This is a genomic window from Vallitalea sediminicola, from assembly GCF_054408565.1.
Genome location: NZ_BTPT01000024.1, coordinates 70,761 through 92,569, shown reverse-complemented (window position 1 = coordinate 92,569; position 21,809 = coordinate 70,761). Strand labels below are relative to the sequence as shown.

The following is a 21,809-nucleotide window of genomic DNA, read 5'->3' as shown; positions in this document are numbered from 1 at the left end:
ACGTATTGTTCACCCTATTTGGATACCAAAGATGCTACTTGGATTGCTGATCTTTTTAAATTTGGCATTGTTCCTTCTAGCTTCATTCCACCAATTGATATCCGTATGCTTCGAGAACTTTTTAGATATCGTTGCAAACTAATTGGCCACCGCTCAAGTGAGAAAAACCGTATGCAGAATGCTCTTACTGTATCTAATATTACTCTATCTTCCGTAGTATCAGATACTTTTGGTAAGTCTTCTTCTGATATCATTGAATACATACTCACTTGTGATGTGTTCTCTCCAGAACATTGTAAGTCTCTTTTAAAAAAGAAGCTTAAAGACAAGGCTGATGATGTTATTCAATCAATTATCGGTTATGACCTGCGCAGTGACCAATCAATTAAAATGAAGGTCTGTCGAAAACATTTCGATTTCATCGATGAATGCATCTCCATTCTTGATGCTTCCATTTCAGACCTATCTAAACCTTATCAAAGTTTTATTGATTTGGCTAGTACTATTCTTGGTCTTACTGCAAAATCTTCCACCTATATCATTGCTGAAATAGGTACCGATATGTCTATTTTTAAGTCTTCTAAACACTTATGTTCTTGGGCTGGTCTTACGCCTCAAAACAATGAAAGTGCTGGTAAGAAAAAAAGTGTTCGAGTATCCAGAGCCGGTGTTTACTTGAAACCTTTACTCGTTCAATGTGCCAATGCCACTATTAAAAACAAGAAGAATCCGTATTTCAGAATAAAATATGACCGAATCAAAAAACGTAGAGGTCATAAACGAGCTATCATTGCCATTGCTCGTATGATTCTTACTTGTATTTATCACATGTTTTTAAATGGTGAAGTATTTAATCCTTTAGATATAAATTATTCAGATATTCCAAAGGACCTTTATGATAAGCATAAGGCACAATACATTAAAAATGCTATAAAACTATTGAAAAAGGAAGGCTGTACTATCATTCCTCCAGATATAGCTATTCCTACTTAATGACTTACTATTATATTTACTGTTTAAAAAAGTAGCATTTATTGGTACTCTTATTTGTATGTCAAATTTCTATATTTTTTCTTTCAACCTAATCTCCTTCTATTTTTTTATATTAAAGTTGCAACATTAATAACAATTTAAAAACAAATCTATCAATTAATTAGGTGTTACAATATTCTATGATTTTACATTTTTTAACCCTTTTCATTCTTAATTATACTATTTATTTTTAATTATTCAATTCTATTATAAATTTTCGTTGTTTTTTATTTTTTTTTAGAATTACTCTAATTTTATATAAGGTCAATTTATGTTAAAAGGTTACACATTATTTTATTTTGTTACTTTCCAACAAATTTTTATGTATTTTTTATTTATATTTACAATTGATATCTGTAAATATAAATAATACAATTTATGCAATATTTATATTTACTTTTATTGTTTAATAAATGCAAGTACTAATTTTAAATAAAAAAAGAAACTACCTTCAATAAGAAAGTAGGTTCTGTACCTGCCCTAAAACTTGTTTTAGTATAGTACCAACTACACTGTAGTTTTATAAAGAAAAGGCTCCTAAATAATATATTAGATCATTTACATAATTCTTAAATTGTTGTAAAATATCATTTGTAAATAATTAAATAAGCTAAGGAGCCCTTAAATGATTAGAAAAGAAAATAAAAAATATCAAAAAACTATTTTGATATTTATTGTATTGCTGTGTTCATTATTGATTTCAGGTTGTGCAAAAAAACAAATGGGAAATTTGAAGAATAATGAGTTAAGTAATACTAAAATAACAACTGCAATTTCTGATGAAGAAAAAAAAACGCCTAATAAAAATGCTACTGAATCTGCTGAAAATCAAGAAAAAGATTTAATTGATAAGGATACTACGAGTAAAGAAACAGATACGGATATACCTCTCGAAAAAAAAGATATATCAAAATTTAATACTTGTAAACCTAATGATAGCGATATAATTCAACCTAACAATAATGGAAATGATAAAGATAAAAATTCTATAGATAAACAATATACTATTTTAGAGAACAATACACCTTGGCATTATAAATATTATTCACCAAATAAGAAAAATTTTATTAAGCAAGAAATATTCAAATTCTATGATATTGAAAATTATTATGATATCAAGTTATACCTAAATGATGATATAATTATAGATAATAGTAAAATAACATTCAATGTAGCGATGATTTCTCATATCGTTGAATGGATAGATGATAATACTGTTTTAGTAAACGGAATATATGTATACAATGTTACAACCGGAGAAAAAGAATATATTAATTTTGAAGATCTAATAAATAAAGAAAATAAAACTTTTATTAATTACTTCTGCTTAAATAATGATAAGAACAAAGTAGCTTATATAACAGATGGAATTCCGCAGAGAATACTTTTGTATAATTTGGATTCTAAGAAGTTAAAAGTAATCAGAACCATAGATGAAAAATATTACTATGAAGGTAACATCAGTGAAGTCTTTTGGGATAATGAAGATAATATATATATTAATGGATTTCAATTCATTATTGATGATAATGAAATTATTCCTTCATCTTATTCCAGTGATTTTATATTTAAATATACCATAACTGATGATATTATTACACTATATAAACAGGATTCTAAAATATGTCAATATATAAGTAACTTGAATCAATTTGTTATATTAGATTATGGTAAACAATTTACTCATTTAATTATTGATATAAAAAATAATACTATAGTATTTAAATTTAGATGTATTATTAATGATAATATTTGCACTAAACAAATGGCATATGAAACTGATGATAATATTCTTGCGTTTTATGATAATGAACGTAACTACATTCGTCTTTATTCGTTTAAATCAAATGAACTTATTTCCGCAATTGACTTATCACCATTAATTAGTAAAGGACTTTTAATTGATTATTTAGATTTTAACAATAAACATTTAAATTTTTACGCATACAAAGATATAGAAAAAATAAATTCAGGAAATATATATTCCATTCAGTATTAATTAGGCATATAAAGCCTCGATTTAGTTAAGATTCGAGGCTTTATTAAATGTACTATATGTTATTTTAAATCTATAGGATTAATGTAGTTATCTATAATAACTTGTCCATTAGTGTTAATTACTTCCCGGTAATCGAAATATAGTCTTGGAGCAGTATCATTGGGTGATTGATATTTTTGGCACATAATCCTAGTGTTAGCAATTAAATCATCAATTTGGGGATTTAGTCTATTAAAAGATTCAAAAGTAACCTTTACTCGGTATTTATTCTTATAATATCCAGGAGTATCACCACCACCAACAGCTCCAACAAATACTCCTAAGTGTAAATGTTTACCCTTACTGCCTAATCCAGTATTTCCCATTATTCCTATTTTTTCACCTTTTTTCACAGAACCACTAGTTTTCGATATCTCACTTAAATGTGCATAGAAAGTATAAAATGTAATATTATTACCTTTTGCATCTTTTACGGGATTACCTTGTTCATCTTTCAAAGTATGTTTAATATGCACTACATTTCCATTGTAAGTTGCTGTTGTTACTTTTTCAATTACACCATCATATATAGCATAAATATTATCATCATTTATACTAGTTAAGTCATATCCTAAATGTCCTTTTAAAGATTTAGTTCGATTATAAAGATCATTAAATTCTTGACTAATCCCATAGTTATTAAAATATGAATACCAATTTTTACTAGATTTTTGTGAAATTGAGTGAATAATTTTTATATCAGTTTTTCCTATTACTTCGTTCTTTCCTGCAGGATATCTCAAATATACAACATCACCTTCTTCTTTTATTATCGTACAAAGATCTCCTTTTGCTACATACCCTAATTTTTCGGTATCTTGACGTATTACTGGAAATTCTCTATCAGAAATTAATTTTGTAGGAATGCTATTTGTATAATTTCTACATCTTACTTTATATTCACCTGAACCAAAATAGCAATAAATCCCGATATAATACTTAACCCCTTCTTCTACTGGTACCTCTTCTACTAGTTCCCATTGTCCCATACCTTTTGAAGATTTACCTAATAATTCTCCATTAATGCTACCTTTACGAACTATTAAATCAACATCTAATAAATGATTTACTGGTTCAACAAAAAAATTAGCCTTTCCCTTACTATTAAATTGTACATAATACCAGTGTTCTTGCTTACGCTCTATATGTACAGGAGGATAATCTTTATTATCTTCTATTCTTTCAGCAGTTGGTATAGTTGAACCATCCGCCATTTTACAGGATAGTATAAAACTACCTGAACCAGATTGATGCTGTACATCAAGTTTTATCCTTTGTCCTTTTCTAACTACTAATTGTATCTTTTCAGTAATACCTCTTCCATTACTATTTTCAACCTGTAAAGCTCTCATTTCATCCCCATTCCATGCAGAAAAATTGACATCTAAGTCACTTGATGGGTGAACTTCAAAAACTACTCTACAGGTTTGATCAAATACTATATCAAACCATTGATCGCCATCATCCTCTGTTACAATTCCCGAAAAATCTTCGTATAATTTAATTCTTGTTGGTTTATAAAACTCTTTTGACATTTTCATCTCTCCTATATGTTTTGTGTATAATTTTTTATGTAATTGGCGATTAACTCTATAATGATAGTTATAATTTTTTATAGTTAACTTTTATCTTCAATTATTTAAGCTTTAATAAATTACCTAGGTTATTGGCTTGATATAATATTATCATAGGTTTAGACGACATCACCACGACATCTATTAATATAAAAAATATTCTTTATTTTGATTTATCTAATGCTGTAGATTTTCCGTAATGCTGTTATTTTTTCTTTCATAATAAAATCTCACTCATCTCTTTATATTTTAGTTTTATAGCTTCTAACTGCTGTTCTCTACTAAACAAGTCTTTAGCCTTACATAAATACCATTATTATACCTTCTCAATATTAAGACTAATTCAATAATTTTTGAATTTCAAAATAAAGAAATAGAATACCACTAATAAGCATTTATATTGACCTGTTAGCAAAAAACAACATTTATCATATTTTTATATTCCTATATCAAATATTTTTTCATATAATATTTGAGGCATTAACATACATATGGTAAAATATGTAAGTAACTCATTAGATTTTCCGTATGATTACGGTAACTAATTTCAATTAAAAGGAATTTAGTATTAATAACAAGTAGAAGGAGATAATGAAATGATTATGAAAAGAAGAATAGCTATGATTGTATCTATGATTGTGTTACTATCATTCCCACAATATGGACTTACACTTCACGCTACAACAAACACTGCAAAAATAATAGTAAATGGAGAAGAAGTAATATTTACAGAAGCTAGTGGTATGCCATTTATTGATGATAACAGTCGAACACAAGTACCTTTTAGAATTACATTAGAACAAGCAGGTGCTATAGTATCTTGGGATGATGAGAATAGAACAGCAATAGCTAAAAAAGATGATATTACTGTAAAAGTACCAATTGACAAAAACTATATCATTAAAAATGGTAGAATCACCTATAATGATACTGTTTCTTTAGTTAAAAATGGTAGAACATATTTACCTATTAGAGTGGTAATGGAAGCATTAGGTTACCAAGTAGGTTGGGATAACGCTACAAGTTCAGTATTAATTACTCCTACAGAATTAGTTGGAGTAGCAACAGATGAACCCATATATTATGTAAACATGATGAGTGATATGTGCTTTTATGATAACCCGGATACAGGATATAGAATATATAGACTTAATAGCGATGGAACTAGTACAAAAATATCTGAAAACAAAGCATATACGTTAGGAATTATAGGAGACACTATATACTACATGAATTTTTCAGATTTAGAAAGAGAAGAAGGGTTCGTACAACGAGGAACTTTGTGGCAAATCAATAAAGATGGTACAGAAGAAAAAGAAGTACTAAAAGATGTCAATATCTTAACAATGGATACAGATGATGAATATATATATTTTACAAGTAATGCGTATGGTCAAAATATTATGCGAATAAAACCTTCTGAAGAGCCAGAAATATTTATTAAAGATTGTTTATCCTATAAAATATATTATAATGATGGTCAATTGTATTATCTAGATAAAAACGATAATTATTCTACAAAACGTATAGATGTGAATACCCTTGAAAAAGAATTAGTAACTGATTATGAATCAAATTATTATGCTGGATATATGATGCTGGCGTACAAGAATTATTTTATTATGAACTGGGCTGATACAGGAAATTCAATAGCTTTAAATATGAAAGATGGTACATATAATCTAAATATAGAAGATTTATCATATAGACGTGTTAGTGAAGATGTGATAATTACAGTAGATACAACCGATTGGGAAAACTCTAAATTAAAATTTATTGATGCAGAAAGTTTTTTTAAAACTTTAAATCTTGAGAAGTAGTATGAACTAACTACACGCATTTCTGACAAACTCATAAACCGTTATAAACCTTAGATTCTAAAGTTCATAACGGTTTTATTAATTCAGTTAGAATATAACTATAGTTTTAATATATGCATAGTTAATATTACCAGACAATATATTACTAATAGTATATCATAAATATTACTGTTTTCATAAAAAGGAAACCTTACTTATCTACACATTCGTATTATTCAATACTAAGAATTATAAAAAATCATATAGAAAAGAAGGTTTAAATTTATTTATATCACTAATTAGATTTTATATTAATAATACTGATTCTAATACACATAAACATATTTCTCATATGAAATAGGTCTTGTAACTGTCCCTTGGAAAACTGCTCTGCTATTAAAATCATATGCACTTATCACTTCATGTTTATAACCATCTGCATATTCACGTAATGCCCATTTAATTTCTGGAATCTTATCATAGTCCTCATGATAATGATGTTCAGGGCATATAGCATGATATTTGAATTCTCTTCCATCTTCTAGCGTTACAATAATATCAAATTCATAGATTGGGTCATCTGGAATAAATGGAAGAGTAGTAATACTTTTAAAAAGAACCTTCGTTTTTTTATCGTAAGTTTTATAAGGAACATAATCAGCTACAATATCATAAATATCATGACAGAAACCAGCGTATAAATTACAATAGCCAACATCTACTGGTGCATTTTCAGGGAATGAATATACTGTACCCTTAGTAATTGAATATGTTGAACTTTCTGCATTATTAGTTGATAACGTTGTGCTCATGGATGAATTAATACCTTGCTGTGCTAACTGGAAACTAGTAGATGATGTAGTAGAAGAACTCCAATTTACTGAACTACTTCTAGTTGCTGTATAACTTTCAGTTACTGATTTAGTTTGTCCCTTATACAAACTAAATATATATTGAGATTGATACAATGTAAGATCTGTAGAATTTCGTTTGATATATCTTGTCCTATACTTATATTTATTACCATTACTATCAGTCATAATTTCATAACCATCTTTAGAATTCTCATCATATGTTGTTCCAATATAAATATCCTCATCATCTTGCACAACAACGTCCATAGGGGCGAGTTTAACTTCTATATTATTGTAGTTAAATGAATTTGCATTCACTGGCAATGAAAAATAAGTTACCATAATAATTAAAATAGCAACATAAAATTTCTTCATTTCAACATCCTTTCATAATTTATTTTTAAAAAGTATAATAAAATTACCTCTTATTAACATATCCAATTTCTAATTTATATACTTAAAATTTGTTTAATCTAATATATATATACATGTCTTTCATATGGAATAGGCATTATAAGTGTTCCATTAAAAACTTCTCTACTGGAAAAATCATATTCACTTATTGTTTCATGTTTATAACCATCTGCATATTCCCGCAATACTCTTTTAACCTCTGGAATCTCATAATAATCATCCTCAAAGTGATGAGGTGGACAAGTTACATTATATCTATACACTCTTCCATCTTCCAACTCTACTGTAATATCAAACTCATACATATGATATGGATCTTCATCTGGATAAGGGGGAGGAGTTGTAACATTGGTATAAGTAACTTTAGTTTTCTTGTCATAGACTCTAAATGGAACATAATCTGAAACAACATCATAGATATCTTGGCAAAAACCAGCATATATATTACAATACCTAGCATCTGCTGGAGCATCTGTAGGGAATACATAAATTGTACCCCTTGAAATAGAATATGATGCACTTTCTGCATTATTCGTTGATAAGGTTGTACTCATAGATGAATTAATCCCACTTTCTGCTGAATTAAAACTTGAAGATGATGTACTACTTGAACTCCAATTTACCGAACTGCTTCTAGTAGCTGAATAGCTTTCAGTAACTGATTTAGTTTGTCCTCTATATAGATTCAAAATAAATTGGGATTGATTTAACGTAAGGTCTGTGGAATTACGTCTAATATATCTTATCCTGTATTTATACTTATTACCGTTACTATCAGTCATAACTTCATAACCTGTCATAGAATTCTCGGCATAGTTATTTCCGATGTATACAGGTTCTTCATCTTCCGCTAAAATATTCATAGGAATCAATTTAACATTTATATTATCTGAATTAGCACTTACTGGTAATGAAAAAGACGTTAATATAATAATCAAAATAATAGCATAAAATTTTTTCATCTTAACATTCCTCCATAAATAATATTTTCTCATATAAAATAGGTCTTCTAGTTTCATAAAAATTTTACTCATTATGTTTGATATTTATAATGTAATTTTAAATTCATTTAATTCATCTTGTCCTATTTTACTTGCATTTGTTATATGTATTTTTATGGGTAGACTTAGATAATCTAGACTCTTATTATTGTAATTAGATGAGTTAACATTGACTGGTAATTAAAAAGTGGTTAATATATCAGCTATACTAATAAGCTAAAACTATTTTATTAATCCCCCCACTCCAATTGTCTTAATATAGTGACAATGAATTATTTTGTTATTAATTATATCATATTACCTTAATATATTCAACTATTGCAATTATACTTTTTAATCTTATTATTATGATTATTCGATATATTTACTTATATTGTAGCAATTACAGACAGAATCTCATAATATAGCCTATTATGATTTTATAATAAAATTATAGAGTTATCCTATAATACTTTTATTTTCTATATACTATCCTAAAATATTATATGTTGATATAGTATATCTAATAAAATGTATTATATGATAACCCTACTTTTATCAATAATATTCACTTTAATAAATTGTTCTTGATTTCTGCAACTGTTAAACCTTGTTCCTTTAATTGTTTTATCTTACTAAGAATCCGGACTGCAATTTCTCTATCATATCTTCTCGTTAGTTTTTTATCTTTTTGTACAAAAGGCAACATTCCTTCTTCGGTATAAAATTTTAATGTGCTATAACGAAATTCAGTCAATCGAACTAATTCACCAATTGTAACATATTCTGATGATAATATTTTCTCCATACTTCTTTGTCTTGACATATTCCACCTCGTTAGCTAATTGCAGCTACTATAATAATTGCATCAATCTGATCAAGAACCTTTTTAACTAATGATCCTATAGGATTAGTTTTTATTTGTTTAATACGTTCTTTTAATTTGCCATTTTCATATTTAGAAAAATACTTCTTTAACATATTGGTTCGTAACATCAGTGCCGTCAAGATTATTGTTTCATCAGTAAGTTCTCCTTCTTCAAGGAATTCTGCTCTAATTTTTTCTATTATATTGTCTACTTTTTTCTTGTCTATATTCAAAACGGAATGTTCTTTTAGCATACCTTTTTTAGTTTCTAATTGTATACACTCTTTATCTATTAATGATTCAGTAATTTTTTCAGTTAATGATTTTATTGGTTTACTAGAAAAAGTAAATGAATAATTTTCTATCCATTTTTTTAACGTTTTAGGCTTCTGTTTATTTATTTCATTATATATCAATTCTAAATAGCCGCTATAGTTATTTTGTTCTTTTTCAATTACTACTTTTCCTTTATCATCATTTTTGATAGTACCTTCCATTATTAATTCACTAAACGCTCCTGCTACGATACAAGCAGAATATTTATAATCTGAGTATAATACTTTTGTCTTATTTTTATTAGCAATTACACATAATGAATATTCCTCAACCATACTTAATTCTTTCATAAAATTCCCCTTTCTAATAATTAATAGTACTACTTACTACTTACTACTTACTACTTACTACTTACTACTTACTACTTACTACTTACTATTTAAATAATACCTCTAAAAATTTTTTCTGTCAAGTTGAAACCACAATATAAAAGAGATACAAAAAAACAACCAAAATGGTTGCTATTAATATTAAAATTCATAATTTTATTTATCTATATTTTATTAAAATACCTACTCAATCATTCTTACTTACCATTATTCTTAATATATATATCTAATGCTTTTATACCTCTTTTTGCAAGTTTTATTAATAGTATCAATAGATATACTGAAAGTATAATCATACCAATAGAGATAACTATTGTAACTATGTGTATAATGATTTGTGGCATCATTGATCCACTATGTCTCAAAATATAACTATCAATGTTCATTTATAGCATTCTCCCTCATTAAATATTATGATACTAACTATAATTATATTCTACAATATTATATCTTATAATACAACATGCGATTATTTATTTACAATAATCATATATTTATTCAATCCTAATAATACAATTTCAAATGGAGTATATGGAAAATAAAACTACAGAAATGGAAAGGAAAGATATGTATGCATTATTCTTAAACACATGAAAAATTTATGATTTACCATGTATTTATATAGTCCGGACTAGTAGCATAAAACCTTACAACAATTAAGTACTATCATTATTGTTTACAGCGCTGTCAGGTACATTTTACCATAAAAAAGTATCTATGGGTTTCTGACTATGTTTATTATAATCAACATTATATAAATATTTAATCTTCAACTAATAAATCTCTTACTTTAACATCTAATGCTTTTGCTATTTTCTCTAATGTCTCAATTGTAGGTGATTCTTTATAATTTTCTAATTTGGATATAGTTGCTTTGGATAATCCAGCTCTTTTGGCTAACTGTGATTTGTTGTAATTTCTAATTTCTCTAATTTCTCTAATTCTGAATAACATATGTCCCACCACGCAAGTCTTTTTAACTATACTTTACATCAGAGATATAGATATTTCACTAGGTAAATACTGGAAATCATTTTTCATTTATAAAATTTATTTTTCATTAGTATTATAGGTTTATATAATAACATAGTATGATAAAAGCAACAATATATTTACTAAAAATCACATTAATTAAATTGTTTCCGCTAGTAATGAATATAGCAATTGGACCATCTGCACCACCCATAATTTTCTAGGAACTGTCCCATCATATATTTTACTTCAATATCCAATAAGATATTATGAAAAATATATTGAAACAGTCCCTAATACTATTTAATTTATTACTATTTACTTATAATATATTCTATAAGCTTTCTACATTCTTCACTTCCCGCTTCTCCTTGAAATGCATTTTCAAATAGCATATATCCTTGCTCGTCATTCTCTTGTAACCATCGTAATGAGTTCTTAACTCCCAAGAACCATTTTCCCTGTAATTCAAAGTATATTTCTAAAGAATCTTTCATCATCCAGTGATGTCTATACATACCTTCTACATCACCTTTTTTAGTTCTTCTGAACATCTTATTTAACCAATCTTTGTTGAACTGTTTTTTATCTTCATCCAATTGGTCTGGTCCATCATCATATACTTTCTGTATTTCTTTAATAAAATCTTTAGCTAAATCCTTATCATCTAATAATACTTTACTATTTAATATATGGATATAATTTTCTGGTTCGTTTAACTGCTTTGTATCGTATATCCAAACATCTAACTGCTTTCCATTAAATATCTGAGTATCATTACAGCTTAATAAGTCATCTCCAAAACAGATAATATCTATATCACTCTCTTCAGTAAAATCTCCTCTTGCATATGAACCATATAAAATAATCATATGACATTTATATTTTTCTTTCAGATACTCTTTCAATTCTAATAATAATTTATTCATACAAAACTCCTATCATAATTCAATATTAACAAATCTAAAATGCCCGATAATGTTATTATTATTACTCCATATTAATAATCTATCCTCTTCTTTAGGATAACTATAAGAATTGTGTATTACATAAGGTACTCCATCTTTCCGTCTCTTATCAGATATTATTGCAATATGGTCTGGGCGAGATAAAACTACAATATCTCCACCTTGCCACTGTGTCAGATTATTTTTATCATAAGGAATAACTTCCATGGGCAAATTTGTCATGTGCTTTTTAATAAAAACATATTGATTTTTTACTCTTCTAAAATCAATATTAGTATCAATCTTATCAATTCTTGGATAATTATCAGTATTCATCTCTATATCCTTATCAATATTATCTTTTAATATATAACCTGCATTACTAAGGGCTCTCCATATTACATCGGTACACACTCCTTCATTCTCAGGAGGATATCCTCCTGCATAATAACCGCTTTTATATTTTGTATGATTCTTAATCTCTAATTTAGCACCTTCTATTATATCTGCTTGGTCATTTATTCCGTCTTGATCCAAGTCATTCACACAGCTGATGGTCTCTATGCTGATTGATGGTCTAAAAACATAAAACACATCGTCATACTTGCATTCATTATAAATCCCCAAAGCGATGATTGAGATTAGTAGTAGTCCTATTATTAATTTTACACCCTTTTTCACTATTTAATCACCTTCTACTGATAAATTAAGAGGGCTTGTCTCCCCATATCTTCCCATCCATTCTTAAAATCATTTATCGGTTTCTTTCTTAACATATTCTTGGATGGATCATTAAAATAAACGTATCTATCATCATATCCTATAACAAGTACCGAATGGGATGTATAACTTATTTCCATTATACCATTAGGTGTCACCCACTGTTGTATAGATGACATTGGTACTTTATTATATATATTAGGTGTACTTACCCATACTGGATTACCCCTACTCACATAATATAAAACATCTTCTAGATTGCTTCCTGATATATTTAGAATATTAGAAGTATATTTTTCAGCTAGTTTTATTATTGGCTCATTGTAAACAGAATATCCTTTATTAGCAACATTAGCAATATCTCCAACAAAGCCAGTATGGGGATCTCCAAAATTAATCATCCCATCAATAATTGAATACTGAGTATTATCTTTAATTACCTCATCAGCCATTTGCATTTTATCTAATTTATCAGTTCGATAATAATTAAGCAACATAGCAAGACTTGTCACTTCGCATCCTCTAGGCAGTTCTGGTTTTTGAGGAATAACAGGTATACCCTGTATTTTCATTGAACTTTTATTACTATTTTCAAACATTATTTTGTTATCATTTTTTATAGATTTCAATATATAAGTATTACATCCATAGTATTTTTCTCCATTTAATGCTTGTGTCATATTATCATAAACAGCTTGTAGTTTACCTTGACTTATTAACTGGTAATGTTCTTTTTTAGTAGTATTATTATAATTAATTCTTTTATTACCTTTATTTATATTTTTAATTGTATATTTGGTTTCGACTTCAACACATTCTTGATAATTATCACTCTCAATTATAGCTATATCATATCCCAAAGGTGATTTTATTGAATCCATTATATAAGTTATTTCCTTATCCTTGGTGTTCAAAACAACCTCTTCTTGCCTAATTGTCTGAAGTATAATTTTTGAATATCTAGGGTTAGCATTAATTTTTTTCACCTTCTTTATAGTAGATAATTTTACCCCATTTGTTGAAATATAAACATCAGAGTAAAAATTTCCATTACTAGGTGTATATTCATATGTAACTTTACCCTTAGAATCCAAAACTTGTATTTTATTATAGAAATAACTAACTTCTCCGTCTAATTTTTCTATAGTCTCCTGTATATCATAATACCCTATAATAATATAATCCTTATAATTTCCTATAAGATTATTATTATAATTACTATCATTTATGATTACATTTTTTGGTGAATCCCCATTAATAACGATACCTCTTACATTTTTGTTAGATTTCATATTCGTTTTTTCATTCCAAAAAATAGCATTTTTATTTTTTGTGATAGTTATGCTGTTTTTATCATAAGGAATATCATCAGTTATCTTATCAACATTCCTATTAGCAAAATCAAATTGATATAGTCCACCATCTAAAATAGTATATATATGATTATTACCTATTGGTAAATAAGTATAATTACTAATATAATATTCCATCTTATCAAATCCATAAGGCAAACCTACAAACCCTAAGTTCTCATTATTACCTAGGAAATAATTAAATTCATATACTGCAATCCCATTGTCACCTTGATATTTTCCTGTATTCATATACCCATATACCATATAGTTTATGTTACCCTCATTATCCAGGCTATTGATTTTTATTTTATGAGCATTATAACTATCTACTAAATAATCACTATCCAGTTTATCAAAACCGAATATTTTAGTTAATTTATTAGTTGTATTATCGAATAACCATAATTGATTACTTTTAACAAAAGAGTAAAATCTCATATTATCTGATTGCTCCTGAGAAGTGATAATATCACTACCTCCTGAACCAATTACAATATGTTTACTGGATTCATCATAATATGGATCCGTCTTAGTAGAACCTTTTCTATCAAAAGAATCAATTGTTACTTGTTCTTTACCAGAAAGCTCATACTTTTCAACAAAATCCCAATATTCAAATTCATGATTTGCCCTTACCGCTATAGTATACGCTAGTTCAACCTCATAGATATTATTAGTGTTGTCAATATTAGTTATACGAATTATTGGTTCATTCATTTTAACAATGTCTTTATCATAATTCCATATAATATTATCCAACGTAGATTTATCACTTACTGAATTAAAAACACCCGTTTTTGATTTCCCTATTTCAGTTAACGATTGACTTATTAATTCTTTATTCTTGTCAAAAGTTGCCTTATGGAACGTTATCACTTTATCATTTATATTATCTATTATTGTATTGTCTTGGAGATAAAAATGCTGATAGTAATCTAATGATGTCTTACCACTCTCATTATAGGTTATATTTAAAGTGTAAGGATAATCAGAATCATCTAACTTTGGAATAATTATTTTAGCTATAGTGTATTCATCTTTGATAGTTATATTTCTTTTGTTAATACTTGACTTAATTACAGTTCTACCAGTAAGAGTATCAATGATTTCATAAGATAACTTAGCTGTTTTTTTATTACTTGTTATATAGAGTTCAATAACTTGATCAGAACTAAAGTTAGTATAACAATCTCCTGTCAGCATATCCATTTCATTGATATATGGATACATGACATTATATAATATATCATTTTTTTGTATTATCATGATAGGAGCTGTATCTAATCCTTTTGAAATGGTTGGTATCATATTTTCTTTATTTTTTATATATGTAAATGAAACCAGCATAGATATTAATAAAATCAATACTACTATTCTGAAACCTAGCTTTTTCACATTATCACATCCTTGTAGCCTTCTTATTGTTTGATATAATTCTCAATATAATAAACTCTTATATAAAAGTTATCAGAGGCAACTACAAATGTCAATTGGTATGTCACATTTTTCTACATTTTTAGTTAAATAAGACTATTATTCTTATGTCTTTAATATTATATAACTCTAAACAATTATATAATAATATTTGACGTATCTCTATTACATTATTACAATTAAATTAGGTTGATTTATTATCAAATAAATTTTGGGAGGTAAGGCTTATGGATAAGCAGACATCTACTGATATATGGTGGAAAAATGGGGTTATCTACCAAATATATCCTAGAAGTTTTATGGATAGTAATGGAGACGGTATAGGTGATATTAAAGGTATAATAGATAAACTTGATTACCTCAATGATGGTACTGATAATTCTCTAGGTGTTGACGCAATATGGTTATCACCTATATATCCCTCTCCTATGAAAGATTTTGGATACGATATCAGCGATTACTTGGATATTGATTCCATGTTCGGAAGTCTAGATGATTTTAGAGCTCTTCTAAAAGAAGCTCATAAACGTAATATAAGAATTATTATGGACCTTGTGATTAATCATTCTTCTGATGAACACCCTTGGTTTATTGAATCAAGGCAAAGTAAAGATAATCCCAAAAGGGACTGGTATCTATGGCAACCTGCCCATAAAAAACGTCCTAATAACTGGATATCATATTTTGAATTACATAATGCCTGGTGGTTAGACAAAGCTACCAACGAATATTATCTTGGCACATTTACCAAAAACCAACCAGAAGTTAACTGGAGGAATGAAGACCTAAAAAAAGCTATGTACCATGTGATAAAATATTGGTTTGATATGGGTATTGATGGATTTAGGATGGATGTGGTTAATTGGTACATAAAAGACAAAAGTCTAAGGAGTAACCCTTGGAAAATCACCTTTTCCCCTCCTTCATTGCAAAAACATATATATGATAGAAGCCAGCCAGAAAGTCATCAAATATGTAAAGAGATCAGAGAGATAACTAATGAGTATAATGATAAGATTCTAATTGGAGAAATCTATACTAATGACGTAAAAGAAGCAGTATCATATCATGGTTCTAATAATGATGAACTACATATGGCTTTTAATTTTAACTTCTTATTCCAAAAATGGAGTGCAAGATCATTTTATGATAGTATAATGGATTGGTATAATCTATTACCAACTAATTCATGGCCAAATTTCACTCTAAGCAACCATGATCAGCCAAGACACTATTATCGTTATAAACACGGCGATGAAACTGACGCAAGAGCTAAAGTAGCCGCTGCTATGTTACTGACCCTTAAAGGGACCCCCTTTATCTATTATGGTGAAGAAATAGGTATGACCTGTGAAAAAATACCGAAAAAATCAATTCAAGACCCTCTAGGTATAAAAGGATGGCCTATCATTAAAGGTAGAGACACCGAAAGAACACCTATGCAATGGGATAATACTGATTATGCAGGTTTTTCTAATACCACACCATGGCTTCCTGTTAATAAAGACTATAAACATAAAAATGTTGAAAGCCAAAAAGATGACCCTGACTCATTACTATCTTTTTATCGCTCATTAATATGGCTCAGAAAAAAAACACCTTGTTTATCAAAAGGTGCTATAGAATTTCTAATATCCAAACCAAATAAAATACTTATCTATAAACGAATTCACGAACAAGAGCACTGCATAATAATACTTAACTTTTCTAATGAAATAATTCATTACCCAATCAAATCAAATAGAAAGTATAATATTCTACTTAGTACCAATAGAAAAAAAGATGACTCTATTGAATTAGTCAATCTTCATCTTAATCCATACGAGGTCATTATAGCTAATCATATTGATATCTATAATGAAGATTTACATTAAAACAAAGATAATCAATAAATAGATATATAGCAAAATTCTATCCATTAATCCTTATATGTGTTTGGAAGGGGTGAGTTATCAGGATTAAAGATAGAATTCTGCTATAAGCCTACTTAATTAACCTAATGCCACATCTAATGTCATCATAACGGCAAATCCAATCAGCGTACCTATAGTCGCTATATCTGAATGTTTTTCATATTGTGACTCAGGTATTAATTCTTCTACAACTACATATATCATAGCTCCTGCTGCAAAAGCCAAAGCATATGGTAAAATAGGTTTCATAACAATAACTGCCAAAGCTCCAAGAACACCTGCAATAGGTTCAACTATACCAGAGGCTTGACCATAGAAGAAACTTTTTCTTCTAGATACTCCTTCTCTTCTAAGAGGTATAGAAACAGCAGCTCCTTCTGGGAAATTCTGAATACCAATACCTATAGCAAGCGCTACTGCCCCTGCCATTGTTGCAGATGGTAAGTTCGCTGCTACTGCTCCAAAAGCGACTCCTACAGCTAATCCTTCTGGTATATTATGAAGAGTAATTGCAAGTACTAATAATATACTCCTCTGCCAGCTAGTCTTAATACCTTCTGCTTTATCAGTAGAAACCCCTCTATGTAAATGAGGAATTATCTTATCAACTATTCCTAAAAACGCTCCCCCTGCCAAAAAACCTACCAATGCAGGAACGAATGAAGGTAGAGAAGAAGATTTTTCTGTCATCTCTATGGCTGGTGCCAATAATGACCAAAAACTTGCAGCTATCATTACGCCTGCTGCAAACCCTAACATACCATCAAGAACTTTCTTATTTATTGTTTTGAAGAAGAATACAAGCGATGCTCCTAAAGCGGTTAAAAGCCATGTAAATAGAGTTCCTATCAATGCCTGTATCACTGGATTCAAACTTAAAAACCAATTAACCATATTATCCCTCATTTCTTACTTAAATATTTCATCTCGATACTCAATTAATAATTATTATTTGTTGATTAATGTTATTATATCATATTTTTTATATTATGCAATTGTTTTATAATATAAATTTTTACGTAGGGATAATTATAATAGAAAATGAAAAAAGAAGTAACTATATAAAATATTGCATTAAAAAGGGTATTCAAAAATAATTCCCTTTTTAAATACCCAAATTATTATATATAATATTCGTCATCATCATCTATATTCTTTAACCACTGGCTTTTATTTACTTTTTTTGGCTTTACCTTTGGTTTGTGATGATTATCTTTTATTTCTTTTGTCTTACCTTTAGATTTATTATTATGTTTTTTTATCCTCTGTTCTTTATCAAGCTCTTTTACTACCTCTTTTCTAGGCATCTTTTTTCTTTCCTCCATTGATAATATATTGATCTTCTTGTTAAAAAATCATTATACCTTTATATCTATAAAATCCCCCCAAATAAATATTTTTATAAATAATTATGAGCTATCATTTTATGTTCAGGAAATTCAAACTCTATTACTATCATTATACTATTTAAAATGAAATTTTCATAGTAGAAAATAATACATAATTAATAATTCTGATACCTTTACAGGTTATTATTTAATAAATTTATCAAAATCAGTTATTTTCTCTTCGAATAAAGTTATTCTCTTATCTAATTTATCGATTTTTTCTTGTAGCTTCCTTATTCTTTTATCAATACTAAGATTAGAATCAGGATTAACATCTTCAATCTTTTTGATACCAAAATATTGAAGACAGCCTAATAAAATTTTATCAGCCACTTCTTCAATAAAATCCTCTTTCTGCATCCAATCCACTTGTTCTTTCAAATCCATAAAACTAACATCAATTAATATTCCATGCATATTTAGATGTTTTAGAACATAGTTATTTGAAGCTCTTATAGTTCCAGTAATATTATCAAATTGGTTGTTGATCAGATTAGCTAAGTCTCTACTTTCAGTATCATCATTCAAGTATAAGATTTTCAAACTATTATCAGTATCATCCCAGTTACAAGCTTTAGGGTCATATTGTAATGCTATGTAAACAGATGCCCTATCTCCTGAGATATCATCGTATTTGTTTAAATATGTAGTATAATTCACATTAGCTCTATTTATTCTTATTTCCAATGACATATCATATTCTTCAGGAGCGACATCCAATACTATAAATTTTAGATTTTTAGCCTTTTCAATAAATCTATCCATAATATCATTATTAAATTTTCTACGTTTAATATAATTGTCATCCTTCACTATAGGTAATGCCATTCCATCAGAACCATAAATCTGTTGACTATAGCCTGCATCAACAATCACCAAAGGAAGATATCCCAACTTATCCTTTAATTTCATACCAAAACCATCCATATATTCTTATTACTAGTATATGCACTTAAATAAAATTATACATATGATTTTATCAAAAAAATATTTATCTGCAGAATATCTTTAGATAGTAGATATTTTGCAGATAATCATTAGTAGAATATTAACTTATCGCTTCAAATTGAGCCATATAAAGATTATAGTATATTCCTTCTTGATTCATTAACTCATCATGGTTACCACTTTCAAGTATATTCCCCTTATCAACAACAAATATTCTATCTGCCTTCTGAATAGTTGATAATCTATGTGCTATAACAAAGGATGTTCTATCTTTAAGCAATTCCTCAATACCTTTTTGTACTAATCTTTCAGTATGTGTATCTATGCTAGAAGTAGCCTCATCCAATATAAGGATTTTAGGTTTAGATAACATGATTCGTGCAAATGCAATCAATTGCCTTTGTCCTACTGATAATTTTGTACCTCTCTCATTAACCTCTGTATCATATCCTTTTTCAAGTTTAACGATAAATTCATGAGCGTGAACAGCTTTTGCCGATTCCATTATCTCTTCATCTGTAGCATCAAGTTTACCATATCTAATATTATCTTTAATAGTTCCTGTGAACAAAAATGTATCCTGTGTCATAATACCCATTTGACTTCTTAAACTTTCAATAGTCACGTCTCTGATATCTATACCATCGATTTTAACTATTCCTTCATTAATATCATAGAACCTACTTAATAGATTGACTATAGTCGTTTTACCTGCACCAGTAGGTCCAACCAATGCAATTGTTTCACCTTTTTTAATATCAAAAGATACATCACTTAACACTTTCACTTTCTCATCATAACCAAATGTAACTTTACTAAATGTAACATTACCTTTTATGGATGGCATTATTTTTGCATCCTTTATATCCTTGATATCAGGGTTAGTATCTAATATCTCAAAAATTCTTTCTGCCCCTGCTATATTAGTTATCAGTTGATTATAAAAATTACTTAGATTCATAATAGGCTGCCAGAACATACCAACATAAGTAGTAAAAGCAATCAATGTACCAACAGTTATTTCATTCTTAGTCGACATATTTACACCTAATATAAAAACCATGATAGTACCAATACCCCAAGATATTTCAACCATTGGCCAGAAAATATCATTAAGTTTAACTGCACTTATAAATGATTTTCTATGTTCGCTTAATAATTCTCTAAATGTATTACTTGTATATCTCTCAGCTGTAAAACTCTGGACTACACGAATGCCAGAAAAATTTTCATGTGTATAAGCATTCATGTTAGAATTTTTCTTCCTGAATACTTGCCATCGTCTATGTGCTCTTACCTGCACAAAATACATTCCAAAAACTAAGAATGGTAATAAGGCTAATGCACCTAATGCAAGCTTTACATTCAGAACAAACATGATTATAAGTACAACTATCAATGTTACAAAATCAGGAATTAGTGATATAACACTATTGGTTAGAACACTTTTCAATGAATTAACATCTCCTATGACCCTTGCTAATACCTTACCTACAGGTCTGTTATCAAAGAAGTTAAAAGATAATTTCTGAAGATGTTCATATAACTGCTGTCTTATTTCCATTAGCACTCTATTGGAAACCTGTGACATCATTACAATCCTTTTCTTCATACAATATCTACTTATCAAATTCATTATAATTGCAATAATTCCTATAACATATAACCCATTGACATTAGACTTTTTAATATAATCATCTATAGCAATTTTCATTAATATAGGATTCAATACGTTTACTGTAATTATTATGCCCATAATTATTAATACATAAATAATTTCTTTTTTATATTTCTTCATATAAGAGAACAATCTCAATATTGTTACTTTTTTCAAGACATTTTCCGATTGCTCATCTTCTCTAAAGTTATTTACTGCCATGTTAACACCTCCGAATATTTCCTACATGT

The 21,809-nt window shown here is 28.0% G+C and carries 18 protein-coding genes; 4 read left to right on the top strand and 14 right to left on the bottom strand.

From position 1 onward, the window contains the following. Together ACX6CF_RS10665 and ACX6CF_RS10660 are read left to right on the top strand one after the other, a co-directional pair. Positions 1 to 993 (top strand): IS110 family RNA-guided transposase (locus ACX6CF_RS10665; protein ID WP_458785308.1); only part of this gene is annotated, 993 nt, incomplete at its 5' end. A gap of 664 nt (positions 994 to 1,657) precedes the next feature. Beyond that, a complete protein-coding gene (locus ACX6CF_RS10660; RefSeq protein WP_458785307.1) occupies positions 1,658 to 3,031 on the top strand; it encodes a hypothetical protein in 1,374 nt (457 codons plus the stop codon). 59 nt (positions 3,032 to 3,090) lie between these two features. Here the strand turns inward: ACX6CF_RS10660 and ACX6CF_RS10655 are convergent, their stop codons facing one another. Further along, a complete protein-coding gene (locus tag ACX6CF_RS10655) occupies positions 3,091 to 4,605 on the bottom strand; it encodes a M23 family metallopeptidase (protein ID WP_458785306.1) in 1,515 nt (504 codons plus the stop codon). Positions 4,606 to 5,240: 635 nt separating this feature from the next. Between ACX6CF_RS10655 and ACX6CF_RS10650 the strand changes: the two genes are divergently transcribed. After that, complete coding sequence (locus tag ACX6CF_RS10650; protein ID WP_458785305.1) at positions 5,241 to 6,464, top strand: stalk domain-containing protein; 1,224 nt, start codon at positions 5,241 to 5,243, stop codon at positions 6,462 to 6,464. Between the two features lie 305 nt (positions 6,465 to 6,769). Here ACX6CF_RS10650 and ACX6CF_RS10645 read toward each other — a convergent pair whose 3' ends face one another. From ACX6CF_RS10645 to ACX6CF_RS10605, 9 genes are all read right to left on the bottom strand, one after another. Then, entirely contained in the window at positions 6,770 to 7,672 is a 903-nt protein-coding gene (locus tag ACX6CF_RS10645) for a hypothetical protein (RefSeq protein WP_458785304.1), read from the bottom strand. A gap of 98 nt (positions 7,673 to 7,770) precedes the next feature. Further along, positions 7,771 to 8,673 (bottom strand): hypothetical protein, encoded by a 903-nt coding sequence (locus tag ACX6CF_RS10640; RefSeq protein ID WP_458785303.1) that lies wholly within the window; start codon positions 8,671 to 8,673, stop codon positions 7,771 to 7,773. Positions 8,674 to 9,259: 586 nt separating this feature from the next. Further along, positions 9,260 to 9,517: a helix-turn-helix domain-containing protein gene (locus tag ACX6CF_RS10635; RefSeq protein ID WP_458785302.1), complete on the bottom strand. Its 258-nt coding sequence runs from the start codon at positions 9,515 to 9,517 to the stop codon at positions 9,260 to 9,262. 11 nt (positions 9,518 to 9,528) lie between these two features. Next, positions 9,529 to 10,185: a GPP34 family phosphoprotein gene (locus tag ACX6CF_RS10630; protein ID WP_458785301.1), complete on the bottom strand. Its 657-nt coding sequence runs from the start codon at positions 10,183 to 10,185 to the stop codon at positions 9,529 to 9,531. A 236-nt stretch (positions 10,186 to 10,421) separates the two neighbouring features. Then, on the bottom strand, positions 10,422 to 10,610 hold the full coding sequence (locus ACX6CF_RS10625; RefSeq protein ID WP_458785300.1) for a hypothetical protein: 189 nt from the start codon (positions 10,608 to 10,610) through the stop codon (positions 10,422 to 10,424). 376 nt (positions 10,611 to 10,986) lie between these two features. After that, positions 10,987 to 11,178 carry a helix-turn-helix domain-containing protein gene (locus tag ACX6CF_RS10620; RefSeq protein WP_458785299.1) on the bottom strand — a complete coding sequence of 64 codons (192 nt, stop codon included), beginning with the start codon at positions 11,176 to 11,178 and terminating at the stop codon, positions 10,987 to 10,989. 332 nt (positions 11,179 to 11,510) lie between these two features. Then, on the bottom strand, positions 11,511 to 12,125 hold the full coding sequence (locus ACX6CF_RS10615) for a nucleotidyltransferase domain-containing protein (protein WP_458785298.1): 615 nt from the start codon (positions 12,123 to 12,125) through the stop codon (positions 11,511 to 11,513). A 12-nt stretch (positions 12,126 to 12,137) separates the two neighbouring features. After that, a complete protein-coding gene (locus tag ACX6CF_RS10610; protein WP_458785297.1) occupies positions 12,138 to 12,824 on the bottom strand; it encodes a DUF1287 domain-containing protein in 687 nt (228 codons plus the stop codon). A 14-nt stretch (positions 12,825 to 12,838) separates the two neighbouring features. Further along, positions 12,839 to 15,613 carry a C39 family peptidase gene (locus ACX6CF_RS10605; protein ID WP_458785296.1) on the bottom strand — a complete coding sequence of 925 codons (2,775 nt, stop codon included), beginning with the start codon at positions 15,611 to 15,613 and terminating at the stop codon, positions 12,839 to 12,841. 266 nt (positions 15,614 to 15,879) lie between these two features. Between ACX6CF_RS10605 and ACX6CF_RS10600 the strand changes: the two genes are divergently transcribed. After that, positions 15,880 to 17,526, top strand: coding sequence for a glycoside hydrolase family 13 protein (locus ACX6CF_RS10600; RefSeq protein WP_458785295.1), 1,647 nt, complete (start codon positions 15,880 to 15,882; stop codon positions 17,524 to 17,526). A 117-nt stretch (positions 17,527 to 17,643) separates the two neighbouring features. Here ACX6CF_RS10600 and ACX6CF_RS10595 read toward each other — a convergent pair whose 3' ends face one another. From ACX6CF_RS10595 to ACX6CF_RS10580, 4 genes are all read right to left on the bottom strand, one after another. Further along, positions 17,644 to 18,459 (bottom strand): ZIP family metal transporter, encoded by an 816-nt coding sequence (locus tag ACX6CF_RS10595; protein ID WP_458785294.1) that lies wholly within the window; start codon positions 18,457 to 18,459, stop codon positions 17,644 to 17,646. A 227-nt stretch (positions 18,460 to 18,686) separates the two neighbouring features. After that, positions 18,687 to 18,872 carry a hypothetical protein gene (locus ACX6CF_RS10590; protein ID WP_458785293.1) on the bottom strand — a complete coding sequence of 62 codons (186 nt, stop codon included), beginning with the start codon at positions 18,870 to 18,872 and terminating at the stop codon, positions 18,687 to 18,689. 225 nt (positions 18,873 to 19,097) lie between these two features. After that, positions 19,098 to 19,865 (bottom strand): N-acetylmuramoyl-L-alanine amidase, encoded by a 768-nt coding sequence (locus tag ACX6CF_RS10585; protein WP_458785292.1) that lies wholly within the window; start codon positions 19,863 to 19,865, stop codon positions 19,098 to 19,100. Positions 19,866 to 20,001: 136 nt separating this feature from the next. Next, positions 20,002 to 21,780 (bottom strand): ABC transporter ATP-binding protein, encoded by a 1,779-nt coding sequence (locus tag ACX6CF_RS10580; RefSeq protein WP_458785291.1) that lies wholly within the window; start codon positions 21,778 to 21,780, stop codon positions 20,002 to 20,004. Positions 21,781 to 21,809 lie beyond the last annotated feature (29 nt).